This is a genomic window from Geothrix sp. SG200, from assembly GCF_022808935.1.
Classification (GTDB): Bacteria; Acidobacteriota; Holophagae; order Holophagales; family Holophagaceae; genus Geothrix; species Geothrix alkalitolerans.
Window position 1 is genome coordinate 243,919 of sequence record NZ_JAKZFR010000005.1, and the last position, 13,020, is coordinate 256,938.

Here is a 13,020-nt window from a genome sequence, read left to right on the forward strand (position 1 = left end):
CAGCCCTGGGTTCTGAAAGCCAAAGGATTTTTTTCGCCACCGATTTCAGTGATTTCAGTGATGGAAAAGGATTCTCTGCCCCAGCGCAGCATGGGCTCCATGGGGGGCGCCAGGGCCGCGATCTTTTGGGGGCTCGCGGCCCTGGCGCCCCCCATGACTTCCGGCCACGCCGGAAGCGGCCTCTGGCCGGCCCATGCGGAACCCATCCGAGCCCCAATCAGCGCCATCAGCGAAATCGGTGGCTAAAAGTTTTTTTGATTGGGTCCCAGGAACGGCTCGGGCTGGGATCAGGCGGTGGCGCTGTCCTGGCCGGGCAGCTGCACATCCATCACCACGGAGTGCCGCGGGGTGTCCGGGCGCTCGATCCACTGCACGCGGGCGCCGAGGAGGCGGGCCAGCTGCAGCAGGCCCTCGCGGGCCTCCTGGTGGAGGGCGCCGGACAGATCCGGATGCAGGGTCAGGCGCACGTCTGCGCCGCGGAGGCGCTCGCCCAGGCGCACCAGCTCGCGGTAGGCCTTGAGCAGGGAGGTCTCCGGGCTCTGGTGGCGTCCGGTGCCGTTGCAGGCAGGGCAGGGCTGGGTGAGCTGGCGTTCCAGGGAGGGGCCCGTGCGCTTGCGTGTGAGCTCCACCAGTCCGAATTCGGAGATGCCGCCGGCCCGGGCGTGGTTGCGGTCGCGCTTCAGCTCCTCCTGGAGCCGCGCCAGCACTTCGTCGCGGTGGGCCGGGTCCACCATGTCGATGAAGTCGATGACCACGATGCCGCCCAGGTTGCGCAGGCGCAGCTGGCGCACGATCTCGGGGATGGCCTCCAGGTTGGTGAGGTAGACCGTCTCCTCCAGATCCTTCTTCCCCACGAACTTGCCCGTGTTCACATCCACGCTGACCAGGGCCTCCGTCTGGTTCAGCACGATGGAGCCGCCATGCTTGAGGAAGACCTTGGGCTGGCGCGCCGCCTCGATCTCCGACTCGATGCCGAAGGCCTCGAAGATGGGCAGGTCCGAGGTGAAGTGCTTCACCCGGTTGGCCCACTCGGGGTGCAGCTTCTCCACGAAGGTCAGCACCTCGCGGTGGGCCTCGGGGTCGTCCACCCAGAAGCTGGCCACTTCTTCGCGGAAGATGTCGCGCAGCACCTTCTGCAGCAGGCGCAGGTCGTGCCAGACCAGGCCCGGGGCGGGCACGGTCTCGGCCTTGGCCTGGATCTCCGCCCACATCTGGCGCAGGAACGCCACGTCGCCCACCAGGTCCTCGTCCTTCTCGCCGATGGCGGCCGTGCGGACGATGAAGCCCTCGCCAGGCTGGGCGTGGCTGCGGATCAGCTCGCGGAGCCGCTCGCGCTCCACGGGATCGGTGATCTTGCGGGAGATGCCGATGTGGTCGATGCCCGGCATGAACACCAGGAAGCGGCCGGGGAAGCTCAGGTGGCGGGAAAGCCGGGGCCCCTTGGAGCCGATGGGATCCTTCACCACCTGGACGAGCGTCTCCTCGCCCTCCTTGACGGGGGGCAGGGGTGGCGGCGGTGGGGGCAGGTCCTCGGCGGCCTCCTCGCCATCCTCCTCGGCGGACAGGTCCGCGCCCAGGCGCTGGGCCATGGGGTCATCCAGGTACAGGAAGCCGTCCTTCGCCCCCCCGATGCCCACGAAGGCGCTCTGCATGCCGGGGAGCAGCTTGGCCACGCGGCCCTTGTACACATCCCCCACCTGGCTCTTGTTCATCGTCCGCTCGAGGAACAGCTCGCAGAGCTGGCCGTTCTCAAGCAGGGCGATGCGCGTCTCCAGGGGGGTCGAATTGACCACCAGGGACTTGCGGACTTCCATGGAACCAACCTTTCAGAACCGTGCAGGGGGTCGCCGTGCCCCGACTGCGGGCCCCAGGGCCGTACCAGGCCGAAGGGTAGGTCATTTCTACCATGACCCTTGGATGCCGCGCCAACCGTCGAAGGTTCCGGAGTTGGTGTTTATTCCTTGAAGAGGGAACAGCTGGGACAGGATTTACAGGATTAAAAGATGGATTGACAGAGTTTGAAAAATAATTTGCCACCGATTCCGCTGATTTCAGTGATTTGAAAGCAATACCCGGCCTCAGCGCAGCATGGGCCCCATGGGGGGTGTCAGGGCCGCGTCCTTCTGGGAGAGCGCGGTCCTGGCGCCCCCCATGACTTCCGGCTCCGCCGGAAGCGGCCTTCGGCCGGCCCATGCGGGAAGCATCCGAGGCGCAATCAGCACAATCAGCGAAATCGGTGGCGAAAAAGCTTTTCAGTCCGCGAAGGCGCTGGTGCAGAGGGGGGTGCGCTCCTGGCGGCGGCGCTCGGTGATGCGGTTGCGCTCGTCCACGAAGACCACCTTGGGCGCCACCGTCTCGGCCTCCTCGGCGGTCATCCAGCCGTAGGCGGCGATGATCACCAGGTCGCCCTTCTGGACCAGGTGGGCGGCGGCCCCGTTGATGCCCACCTCGCCGGAGCCCGGGACCCCCGGGATCACATAGGTGGACAGGCGCGACCCGTTGGTCACGTCGTAGATGTCGATCTTCTCGTTCTCCATGAAGCCGGCGGCCTCGATGAGCAACGGATCGAGCGTGATCGACCCCACGTAGTCCAGATCGGCCCTCGTCACGGTGGCGCGATGGATCTTACCGAGCAGGAAGTGGCGCAGCATGCATCCTCCGGTCCAGGCTCTCAAGGGAGTCCCGGCCAACGCATAAGGATGGACCCAGGTGTACCCTGGGTCCATCCTCGATTTTTACCTGATCTAGTTGAACAGCACCACGTGGAGATCCACGCCCAGCCGGGGCGGGGCCACCGGGGGCGGGGCCACGGGCAGGCGGAAGGCGCCTTCCAGGTCCAGGCGGGCCCGGGGGTCGCGGATCTGGCGGAGCACCCAGCGGCCCTCGATGAAGACGTAGCAGCGGGAGGGATCACCGGGCACCAGGGCCACGTAGTGCCGGTCATCGCCGGAGCGCCAGTAGCCGTCCATCCAGACGGGGGCCCGGTAGCGGCGGTAGCGGCGCTCGCCCCGGTCGTCGTCATCATCGCGCTCGTAGCGGTGGCGCTCGTACTTGCGCGCCTCCTTGTCCCGCTCCTTCCAGTACTTGCGCTCGGCCTTGTCGCGTTCCTTCCAGTACTTCCGGTCTTCGCGGTCATCCCGGCGGTCATCCCTGCGGTCATCCCGCCGGTCGTCATGCCGCTCCTCCCGCTCGCCGCGCCAGCCCCGGTGGTCGTCGGGACGGGCCGTGGCGGGGGGAGCAGCCAGGGAAACGGCCGCCAGGAGGGCGGCGCTCATCACGTGGCGAAGCATCAAACCTCCTCGCTAGTTGAACAGGGCGACGTGGAGGTCCACGCCCACCCGGGGCAGGGGCACCGGCGGAGGCGCGGCGGGCATGCGGAGGACATCGCGCACCTCGGCCTGGACGCCCACGGAGAATCCCTTGCGGAGCTCCCAGCGGCCATCGATCAGGAACCAGGCGCGGTCGGTGTAGCGGGGATCCACGGCGATGTAGGGGCGCTCGGGCAGCCGGGCGCCGAACTTCTTGGCCAGGCCCGGGGGCATGCCGCCCTTCTTGGCCAGGCCCGGAGGCACGCCGTCCCCCCCGCGGGCATGCCCGGGAGGGCCATCATGACCGTGCTTCCCATGGCCGCGCCCCTGGGGCATGGCGATGAGAGCCGCGGAAATCAGGATCGGGACGAGCATGGAACCTCCCGGAATGGGTCCCCGGACGGCAGCCCGGAGGACGCCGCCATTCTAACCCCCGGCCCTGGCGAAGGCCTCCATCCATGGGAGGAGGCGTGGGTAGTCCGAAAGGTGAGGGGCTCTTTCTGTGCAATGCCGTTTTCGCCACCGATTTCGCTGATTCCAGTGATTAAAAGCGATTCCCGGCTACAGCGCAGCATGGGCTCCAAGACTTCCGGCAACGCCGGAAGCGGCCTCCAGCCGGCCCATGCAGGACACATCCGAGCCCCAATCAGCGCCATCGGCGAAATCGGCGGCTGAAAAGCCTTTCGCCGAGCAGCCGCTCAGGCGCCCTGGCCTCCACTGGTTCCCGTCCCGTTCGCGGGAGGGGTCAGGAGGACGTTGTCGATGAGGCGGGTGCTGCCCAGGTAGGCGGCCACGCAGAGGGCGGCGGAGCGGTCCACCGGGCTCTGCAGGGGCTCCAGGGTCTGGGCGTCCACCAGCTCCAGGTACTGGATGGAGTCCGCCCCGGTCATGAGGGTCCGGGCGAGCTCCAGCAGCTTCGCCGGTTCCCGCTCCCCCTCGTCGAAGGCGGCCTTCGCGGCCAGCAGGCCCTGGCTGAGGGTCAGGGCGCGCTTCCGGCCATCCTCATCCAGGTAGGTGTTGCGGCTGCTCAGGGCCAGGCCGTCCGCCTCGCGCACCGTGGGCACCACCACCACGTCCACGGTGAGGTTCAGGTCCCGGGCCATGCGGCGGATCACCGCCGTCTGCTGGAAGTCCTTCTGGCCAAAGAAGGCCAGGTCCGGCTGCACGATGTTGAAGAGCTTCGCCACCACCGTGGCCACGCCCCGGAAGTGGCCGGGCCGGTAGCGGCCGCAGAGGGTGTCGGCCAGGTGGCCGGGCTCCACATGGGTCTGGAAGCCCGTGGGGTAGATCTCGGCGACCTCGGGCATGAACAGCACCGTGGCCCCGGTCTCGAGGCAGAGGTTCTGGTCCCGCTCCAGGTCCCGGGGGTAGCTGGCCAGATCCTCGCCGGGGCCGAACTGCGTCGGGTTCACGAAGATCGACACCACCGTGGCGTCGCAGCGGGCAGCGCTCTGGCGGATGAGGGCCCCGTGGCCCTCGTGCAGGAACCCCATGGTGGGGACGAAGCCGATGCGCTTGCCCTCGTCCCGCAGGGGTCTCAGGAGGGCGCGGAGATCAGCAATGGAACGGACGACTCGCATGGACAAAAGCGGGATCCTTCAGAAAGCGCCTGTCAGTTTACCAAGGGCGCGATCAGGGGTGCCACTGGGTCAGAACCGGACGAACGGCATCTGGAAGCGTATAGGATTCCCGGTCGTCGGGGAACCCTCCGGAGCGGACATCCTCGGCCCAGAGGGCCAGTGCGTCCCGCAGGTCTTGGAATCCTTCGGCATAGCGGCGCACGAATTTCGGCGAGGTGCCCGGCAGCAGGCCCAGCACATCATGGAAGACCAGCACCTGGCCCGAGCACCGGGGGCCGGCCCCGATGCCGATGGTGGGAATCTCCAGGGTTTCCGTCACCCGGGCCGCCAGGTCCGCCGGGATGCCCTCCAACACCAGGCTGAAGCAGCCGGCGTCCTGCAGCTTCTGGGCGTCCTCAAGCAGGCGGATGGCATCGCCCTTGTGCTTGCCTTGCACCTTGAAGCCGCCCATGGGGTTCACGCTCTGGGGCGTGAGGCCCAGGTGGCCCATGACGGGGATCTCCGCATCGATGAGGGCGTGGATCATGGGCAGGCGCTTGGCTCCGCCCTCGAGCTTCACCGCCTGGGCCCCGCGCTGGAGGAAGCCCCCGGCGTTCCGCAGGGTGTCCTCCACGCTGAGATGGAAGCTCAGGTAGGGCATGTCCGCTACCAGCATGGCCGTGGGCTGGGTGCGGGCCACGGCCTCCAGGTGGTGGTTCATCATGGCCATGCTGACGGGCAGCGTGTTCTCGAAGCCCAGGCACACGTTCCCCACGCTGTCGCCCACGAGGATGAGGTCCACCCCCGCCGCGTCCGCGATGCGGGCGGTCGCGGCGTCGTAGGCCGTGACCATCACGAGCTTCCGTCCCGCGTGGTGCCAGGCGTGCAACTGGGGAAGGGTGACGCGGGTGCGCGCGTCCGCGGGCAGGTGGCTCATGGGGTCTCCGCTGGAAGGTCGAAGCCGTGGGCTTCCATGAAACCACCAAAAAGCTTGAACCGGAGGAGGAGGATTCCTGGGGAGGCGGAGGCACATCCAGCGCAAAGCATTTTTCGCCACCGATTTCGCTGATTCCAGTGATTAAAAGCGATATTCGGCCCCAGCGCAGCATGGGCTCCATGGGGGGGGGGGGGGGGGGGGGGGGGTGGGGGGGCGGGCCCCCCGGGCCCCCCCCGCAGCACGGGCTCCATGGGGGGCGCCAGGGCCGCGATCTTTTGGGGGCTCGCGACCCTGGCGCCCCCCATGACTTCCGGCGAAGCCGGAAGTGGCCTCTGGCCGGCCCATGCGGGACCCATCCGAGCCCCAATCAGCGCCATCGGCGAAATCGGTGGCTAGAAAGTCTTTCTCAACCTCCGTGAACCAGCCGCCGGACCTGGAGGCTCGGGCCGAAGTTGAGGAGCAGGCACACAGGTCTGCCGCTGGCCTTGAGGTAGTTGAGGCTCTGGGCCATGTGGACGTCCAGGATGCCCGCGACCGCTTTCAGCTCCACCAGGACCCGGCCCTCCACGAGCAGGTCCACCTGGAACTCGCCAACCAGCGCGCCGTCGTAGTGGACCTCCAGGCCATGCTGCTGGAGCACCTCAAGTCCCGCCTTGCGGAGCTCGTGGGCCAGGGCATTCTCGTAGACCTTCTCCAGGAAGCCGTGGCCGAGGGTGTTGGCCACCTTGAAGGCGCAGCCGATGATCCGCTCCGTCAGGGGATCGTGCTCCTGCATTGTCTGTCTCCATGCCGGGAAGGGAGAGACAGCTTAGCCCGGCGTTCGGCAGATCCGACACCAAAGAAAAAGATGGTTTTTGCCGCCGATTTCGCTGATTTCAGTGATTTAAAAGCGATTCCTGGCTCCAGCGCAGCATGGGCTCCATGGGGGGCGCCAGGGCCGCGATCTTTTGGGGGCTCGCGGCCCTGGCGCCCCCCATGACTTCCGGCGGAGCCGGAAGCGGCCTGCGGCCGGCCCATGCGGGACCCCTCCGAGCCCCAATCAGCGCCATCGGCGAAATCGGTGGCCAAAAAGCCTTTCGCCGAAGTCCTCACCTGGCCCGTCCATGCGGGAAGCGTCCGAGTCTCAATTAGCGTCATTGGCGAAATCGGTGGCAATAAAGCCTTTCGCCAGGGCAACCCCCCCTATTTGCCCGGGCGCGAAAGCTCGATCCGGGCGGTCTGTGCCTCTTGTCACTTAGTCTCGAATTGTGAATCCCCGGCGGCGGATGAGACGATATGAGGCTCTGTTGAAACTGGCCTCCTGCTTGTACCTGACCGATAGGAATGGAATGTCTGAGATTCTCCCGATCCACCCGTCCTCTATGCCGGGTGCCCCGGCCCTCTGCCGGCGCCTCCCGGTCCTGGCCGTCCTGGGCCTGACCCTCCTGCTGGGCGCCTGCCGGGCCCCAGGCATGAAGTTCAACGAGCGCGCCTTCGAGCGGGAGACCCGCACCCAGGTGAACGGCCAGGATGTCACCCTGCATCCCCTGAATCCCGAGACCCTCAAGGCCTATGGGGCCCGCCCGGCCTCCACGGAGGTCAAGGAGCTGCTGGCCACCAAGGTCGAGCCCTACCGCATCGGCCCCCAGGACATCCTCATGGTCACCGTCTGGGACCACCCGGAGCTGACCCTGCCCCTGGGCCAGTACCGCACCGATGCCGCCACCGGCATGGTGGTGGACGAGGACGGATTCCTGTTCTACCCCTACATCGGCCGCGTGAAGGTGTCGGGCCTCACGGTGGTGGAGGCCCGCGCCCTCCTCACCGCCAAGCTCGATGACGTGCTCCAGCGGCCCCAGGTGGATCTGAAGGTGATCGCCTACCGGTCCCAGAAGGTCTTCATCAGCGGCGAGGTGCGCAACCCCGCCGTCTACAACGTCACCGACATCCCCTTCACCCTGGCGGAGGCCGTCAACCGCGCCGGCGGCTTCCTGCCCACGGCCGACCAGAGCCACGTTCTGGTCTCCCGCGGGGATCGGACCTGGTCCCTCGACTTCCTCCAGCTCATGACCCGGGGCAACCGCATCGGCCAGATCCTCCTCCGGGACGGCGACTCGGTGCACGTTCAGAACCGCGACGAGGAGCCCGTCTACCTCCTGGGCGAGCTGCGCAACCCCCGCTCCGTGCCCACCTACCACGGCAAGCTGTCCCTGGCCCAGGCCATCTCCGATGCGGGCGGCATCAACACCACCACCGCCGAGGCCCGGTCCATCTACGTGTTCCGGCGCGGCCAGGCCGAGAACGCCGTGGACGTGTTCCACCTGGACGCCTACAACCCCGTGGCCATGGTGCTGGCGGACCGCTTCGCCCTCCAGCCCCGGGACCTGGTCTACGTGGACGCCGGCCCCCTGGTGCGCTGGAACCGCGTCGTGAGCCTCATCGTGCCCACGGTCTCCGCCCTCACCTCCACCGCCTCCGAAGTCAAGTACCTCAGCCAGTAGCCCATGCCCCTCGCGATCCGCCGCATCCTCGTCCTGTGCGAGGGCAACCACTGCCGCAGCCCCCTGGCGGAGGCCCTGCTGCGCAAGGCCCTCGGCCCCGCCGTCGAGGTGCGCTCCGCCGGGCTCGGGGCCCTGGTGGCCCAGCCCGCCCACGAGGAGACCCGGCGCCTGGCCGCGGAGCTGGGCCTCGACCTCGAGCCCCACCGGGGTCACCAGGTGAGCCCCGAGCTGATCCGGGACTCGGACCTCGTCCTGGTGATGGACCGAGCCCAGAAGGAAGCCTGCGAGGCCCTGACCCCCCACGCCCGGGGCCGGGTCTTCCTGCTGGGGCACTGGCTGTCGGAAGGCCAGCAGGAGATCGCTGATCCCATCCTCGGCACTGCCCAAGTGCACCAGAAGACCTACGAACACCTCCAGGGGGCCGTGGACGCATGGATTCCCCGCCTCACTCGAAGGAAGCCATGAGTCAGTCTGAACAGCCCATCCGTCCCAACCTTCGGGGGGGAGTCGGATTTGAACACCGTGACGAAACCTCACTGGGAGAGCTGGTGGCCCTGCTCTGGGACGCGCGGTTTCTAATTCTCGGAACCACCCTTGTGGCCCTGATTCTGGGGGTGTATGTCACTTGGCGCACCACCCCGATCTATCAAGTCGAGGCGCTGCTCCAAGTCGAGGATAAAAAGGGTGGCAAGGGGGGGCCAGGTATGGAGGCCCTTTCCGCCCTGCTCGACCAGCCCGCTGCGGCTCAGACCGAGATCGAAATTCTCCGGAGTAACCTCGTGCTCGGCCGCACGGTGGAATCCTTGGCCCTGGACATCGCGGCCCAGCCACAATTCAATCCCTTGCTGGGGGATGCCCTTGTGCGGGGGAGGCTCGATGCTCCCACCTTACGCATCGAGCGCTTCGATGTGCCTGCACCACTGAGGGGAACCCCGTTCCGGATTGTGGCCCAGGGGAACGGCGCCTTCCTCTGGGAGGCTCCCGATGGTCGCCAGTTGGCCAGCGGGCATGAGGGCGAGATCCTTCAGGCCACTTGGCGGGGCCAGCCCATGCTACTTCAGGTTCGTGCCCTCCTGGCTGCCCCGGGCCAGCGCTTTGATCTGATCCGCCGACCCTATCTCCAGGCCATCGAAGCCCTGCGCCAGAACCTGCATGTCGCCGAGAAGGGCAAGCAGACCAACATCCTCAGCTTGAGTTTCGAAAGCCCCGATCCCAACCGGGGTGCCGAGATTCTCAACGAGATCGTGGCCCAGTACATCGGGCAGAACATCGCCCGCAAGGCCGAGGAGGCGTCCCGGTCTCTGGCGTTCCTTCAGGAGCAACTTCCCCAGCTCAAGGCCAAGCTCGAAGCAGCTGAAAACCAGCTGAACCAATACCGCATGCAGACCGGCTCCGCTGACCTCACCGAAGAGACCAAGCTCGTGCTCAAGCAGAGTGTGGATCTGGAAGGTCAGATCCTAGCGCTCCGGCAGAAGAAGGAGGAGCTTCTCCGCACATACAAGGAGCGGGCGGATGTGGTGGCCACCCTGGATCAGCAGATCGCCAAGCTGGGCTCCGAGGCTCGTCAGCTCGATGGCAAGGTGCGAGCCCTTCCCCGTACCCAGCAGGAGCTGGTGCGCCTCATGCGCGAGGTGCAGGTCAGCACGGACATGTACACATCCATGTTAAACAGCGTCCAGCAGCTCCAGGTGGCCAAGGCCGGGGAGATTGGCAATGCCAGGATCGTGGACCACGCCCTTCCCAGCTTGGGGCCGGTCAAGCCCCAGAAGGCCGTGGCCGTGGGTCTATCCGCCGTGCTCGGGCTCCTAGGGGGCATTGGGCTGGCTTTGCTCCGCAAGGCTCTGCACCGGGGCGTGACCGATCCCAGGCTCATCGAGGTTCACCTGGGGTTACCGGTGGTGGTGACGGTTCCCCATAGCCTTCGCCAGGAGGGAATCCAAAAGGAACTGCAACGAGGCGTGCCCGGAAAGCACCTTCTGGCCGAAACCCAGCCGGAGGACTTAGCCGTGGAGAGCCTGCGCAGCCTTCGCACCAGCCTCCATTTCAGCATGCTGGATGCACGTAATTCCGTGGTCCTCTTCACCGGCCCGACCCCCGCCATCGGCAAGACCTTTGTGAGCGCCAACTTCGCCACCCTCTTGGCCCAGGCAGGCAACCGTGTGCTATTGGTGGATGGTGATCTGCGCCGAGGCTACTTGCATCGTCCATTCGGTTTGCCAGAGCGTGGCCGAGGGCTGTCCGAAGTGCTTGCCGGCCAAGTAAGCTGGCGCGAAGCGCTCAATACTTCTCTGCTGCCAAGTCTCGATCTCCTCACCACGGGTGCCCTTCCACCGAATCCTTCGGAGCTGCTGATGGGTCGGCGATTGGTTGAGTTCATTCAGGAAGTTTCCAGCGCCTATGATTTGGTGCTCATCGACGCTCCCCCCGTGATGGCGGTCACCGATCCGGTCATTCTGGGGAAGCATGCAGGTACCACACTCCTTATTACAAAAGCCGAGCAGCATTCACTGGAGGAACTCCAACTCACCCTCCAACGCTTGGAAGGTGGGGGCGTAAAGGTCCAGGGATGCGTGTTTAACGATCTGAACACCTCGAAATTGGGATATCGGTACTATGGATATTCCTACCGGCAGACCAGCCGAACCTCTCAGGCCCGCTAGTGCCGTTGCCAGCCCAGACGCTGGCTGTGGCACCGTGCACGCTGCAAGGTCACAACCACGAAGTCTCCAACCAGGGGCGCCCTTGATCGACGATTCATTCGGAGAGGAGTCAGAGCGAAACCATCCGACCCTAGGCTCGGGCTCCAGTGATCAGGAAGCCTCTCGTTTCCGCGAGAATCGGTTTCGCTATGCAGTGGTAACTTCACTCTCGTCGAAGGTGACAACAGCTCTTTTGCAGATTATAGCCATGCCTGTTGCAGCAAAATCGCTTGGTATACATGGGTTCGTGCTTTATTCTATGTTGACATCTCTTGTGGTCTGGCTTTGGGTTTCCAATATTGGTATAGGTCCGTCACTTTCAGTTTCATTGGCGGCAGCACGGGCAATTAGTGATGAGAAGGAAGAACGGCACCTTTTTTCTTCTGCATTTTATTCTGTGATGGTGATTTCATCCATAATAAGTATTTTGAGCTTGATTTTAACATGGTATTTTCCTGTGCATTTGATATTTGGGAATTTATATCAAGCCGATTTGGTCGTTATTAGATGGGGATTGAGTATCCTTGTGGTTATGTTCTTTCTTCAAATGAATATTTCTTTATTTGAAGCCTCACTGACGGGTTATCAAGAGCTCCATGTGATTAATCTGAATTCCACGTTCAATAGTATTCCAGTCATCGCCGCGATAATCTGGGTTGCTTCTTATCGGCCGAGTGTCATTGGGATGATCTTGGCTGTGAACGCCCCAGTAATACTGTGCCGCTCGCTGAATGTATGGTGGGCTTTATGGCACCATCCTCAGACGCGCCCTTCCTTCGCCTGTTTCCGATTCAAATTATGTTTGAAACTTGTAAAAAGTGGAGTTTCATATTCATTGGCGGGTGCTATCGGCCATATCCTGGCCCACATATTTCCAGTTATTTTAGTGGGAAGGGTGTGCGCCCCTGATAGGGCGGCGGCTTTTACGGCAGTTGTGAATGGAATAGTCATGGCTAGCGGTGTTTATGCAATGCTGGGAACGCCGCTGTGGCCTGCTATTGCTGATAGTGCCGCTAGGGGCGAAGGTGAATGGGCCAGGAAGGCCTACCGCCAATTACTCATTCTTTGCTCGGCGTACTCTCTTTTGGTTGCAATTATACTGATTGGTTGGGGTTTGGCGTTGTTTAGATTATGGTTTCACGGGGAGATCCAACCTTCTCGCGCCTTGCTTCTGGCGGCATCAGGATATTTTCTGGTGCTGGGATGGGAACAGGCCCATTTCTCTATTCTGATGGGTTTCCAGAGAATTAAGCTAGCAGCCTTGATGGTCCTTCTTCGATCTATTTTGGCAATAATCGCCACCTTTCTTTTATTATCGCCTGATCGTGAATATGTTCCTTTTATTTCGATGACTATATGTGTTTTATTGTTAGATGCGTACCCGCTGTGGCTTCTCGTCCAGCGGCATTTAAAAATGCTGATTCAAAACACACATTACTATTCCTGACAGGAGCTTAATATATGGGTTATATTTCTCTTGAAGTTGAGCCGGTGAGTTAATCCTATGAGCCTGGGGTTGACATTATATAATTCTCTAACAATTTGGTTTCCGAATAAGGGATTTTTTGGATTACGGCGTAGGGTGTTGAGGTTGGTTGGCCTGAGAGTCGGTAAAACGACCCGAGTCGCATCCACTGCACGTTTTTATGGCCAAAATATATCGCTCGGAGAGGGTGTATGGGTGGGGCCAGAGACTGTGATCATCGGGAACGTGGATGGTCGGGTTGATATTGGTAATAATGTTGATATCGGCCCAGGTGCCCTCATAACCTCGGGGACACACGAGCTGAGTTCGGGGTTACGTCGAGCCGGAATCGGGGCTTCCAGTCCAATATCTGTCGGTTCCGGAACGTGGATTGGGGCCCGGAGTCTAATTCTCGCCGGGGCCCAGCTGGGCGAAGGGTCTGTTGTGGGAGCTGGTGCCGTTATCCTCTCGGGTACCTACCCTTCAAATGTTTTGCTGGCCGGGGTCCCCGCGAAGGTCCGTAAACAATACGAATCCACGCTGGTCGGTCATGATTGACCCTCGCCTTCAAG

Annotated in this window: 11 protein-coding genes; 4 read left to right on the forward strand and 7 right to left on the reverse strand. The window is 63.6% G+C overall.

The features are described from left to right. Positions 1-287: 287 nt before the first annotated feature. The 7 genes from ML539_RS11850 to ML539_RS11880 all read right to left on the reverse strand — a co-directional run bounded on the left by ML539_RS11850 (position 288) and on the right by ML539_RS11880 (position 6,579). Positions 288-1,814: an Rne/Rng family ribonuclease gene (locus tag ML539_RS11850; protein WP_243324101.1), complete on the reverse strand. Its 1,527-nt coding sequence runs from the start codon at positions 1,812-1,814 to the stop codon at positions 288-290. A 438-nt stretch (positions 1,815-2,252) separates the two neighbouring features. Beyond that, entirely contained in the window at positions 2,253-2,651 is a 399-nt protein-coding gene (gene panD / locus ML539_RS11855; protein ID WP_243324102.1) for an aspartate 1-decarboxylase, read from the reverse strand. A 93-nt stretch (positions 2,652-2,744) separates the two neighbouring features. Continuing rightward, positions 2,745-3,290 (reverse strand): hypothetical protein, encoded by a 546-nt coding sequence (locus ML539_RS11860; protein WP_243324104.1) that lies wholly within the window; start codon positions 3,288-3,290, stop codon positions 2,745-2,747. A 12-nt stretch (positions 3,291-3,302) separates the two neighbouring features. After that, positions 3,303-3,683 (reverse strand): hypothetical protein, encoded by a 381-nt coding sequence (locus ML539_RS11865; RefSeq protein WP_243324105.1) that lies wholly within the window; start codon positions 3,681-3,683, stop codon positions 3,303-3,305. 323 nt (positions 3,684-4,006) lie between these two features. Next, positions 4,007-4,888 carry a pantoate--beta-alanine ligase gene (gene panC, locus ML539_RS11870; RefSeq protein WP_243324107.1) on the reverse strand — a complete coding sequence of 294 codons (882 nt, stop codon included), beginning with the start codon at positions 4,886-4,888 and terminating at the stop codon, positions 4,007-4,009. 52 nt (positions 4,889-4,940) lie between these two features. Further along, positions 4,941-5,804: a 3-methyl-2-oxobutanoate hydroxymethyltransferase gene (panB, locus tag ML539_RS11875; protein WP_243324108.1), complete on the reverse strand. Its 864-nt coding sequence runs from the start codon at positions 5,802-5,804 to the stop codon at positions 4,941-4,943. A gap of 406 nt (positions 5,805-6,210) precedes the next feature. Beyond that, entirely contained in the window at positions 6,211-6,579 is a 369-nt protein-coding gene (locus tag ML539_RS11880) for a GxxExxY protein (RefSeq protein WP_243324109.1), read from the reverse strand. 586 nt (positions 6,580-7,165) lie between these two features. On the opposite strand from ML539_RS11880, the gene ML539_RS11885 reads away from it, so the two are divergent. The 4 genes from ML539_RS11885 (at position 7,166) to ML539_RS11900 (ending at position 12,430) form a co-directional block, all read left to right on the forward strand. Further along, a complete protein-coding gene (locus ML539_RS11885; RefSeq protein WP_243324110.1) occupies positions 7,166-8,284 on the forward strand; it encodes a polysaccharide biosynthesis/export family protein in 1,119 nt (372 codons plus the stop codon). A gap of 3 nt (positions 8,285-8,287) precedes the next feature. Then, a complete protein-coding gene (locus ML539_RS11890) occupies positions 8,288-8,749 on the forward strand; it encodes a low molecular weight protein-tyrosine-phosphatase (RefSeq protein ID WP_243324111.1) in 462 nt (153 codons plus the stop codon). Then, entirely contained in the window at positions 8,746-10,944 is a 2,199-nt protein-coding gene (locus ML539_RS11895) for a polysaccharide biosynthesis tyrosine autokinase (protein WP_243324112.1), read from the forward strand. Before ML539_RS11890 ends, ML539_RS11895 begins: the two co-directional genes overlap by 4 nt. A gap of 82 nt (positions 10,945-11,026) precedes the next feature. Then, a complete protein-coding gene (locus tag ML539_RS11900; RefSeq protein WP_243324113.1) occupies positions 11,027-12,430 on the forward strand; it encodes an oligosaccharide flippase family protein in 1,404 nt (467 codons plus the stop codon). The last annotated feature ends 590 nt before the right edge of the window (positions 12,431-13,020 follow it).

Coding starts and splice junctions, on each gene's coding strand:
- ML539_RS11885 (WP_243324110.1), top strand. CDS start 7,166: ATGCCGGGTGCCCCGGCCCTCTGCCGGCGCCTCCCGGTCCTGGCCGTC.
- panB (WP_243324108.1), bottom strand. CDS start 5,804: ATGAGCCACCTGCCCGCGGACGCGCGCACCCGCGTCACCCTTCCCCAG.
- ML539_RS11865 (WP_243324105.1), bottom strand. CDS start 3,683: ATGCTCGTCCCGATCCTGATTTCCGCGGCTCTCATCGCCATGCCCCAG.
- ML539_RS11880 (WP_243324109.1), bottom strand. CDS start 6,579: ATGCAGGAGCACGATCCCCTGACGGAGCGGATCATCGGCTGCGCCTTC.
- ML539_RS11850 (WP_243324101.1), bottom strand. CDS start 1,814: ATGGAAGTCCGCAAGTCCCTGGTGGTCAATTCGACCCCCCTGGAGACG.
- panC (WP_243324107.1), bottom strand. CDS start 4,888: ATGCGAGTCGTCCGTTCCATTGCTGATCTCCGCGCCCTCCTGAGACCC.
- panD (WP_243324102.1), bottom strand. CDS start 2,651: ATGCTGCGCCACTTCCTGCTCGGTAAGATCCATCGCGCCACCGTGACG.
- ML539_RS11860 (WP_243324104.1), bottom strand. CDS start 3,290: ATGCTTCGCCACGTGATGAGCGCCGCCCTCCTGGCGGCCGTTTCCCTG.
- ML539_RS11890 (WP_243324111.1), top strand. CDS start 8,288: ATGCCCCTCGCGATCCGCCGCATCCTCGTCCTGTGCGAGGGCAACCAC.
- ML539_RS11895 (WP_243324112.1), top strand. CDS start 8,746: ATGAGTCAGTCTGAACAGCCCATCCGTCCCAACCTTCGGGGGGGAGTC.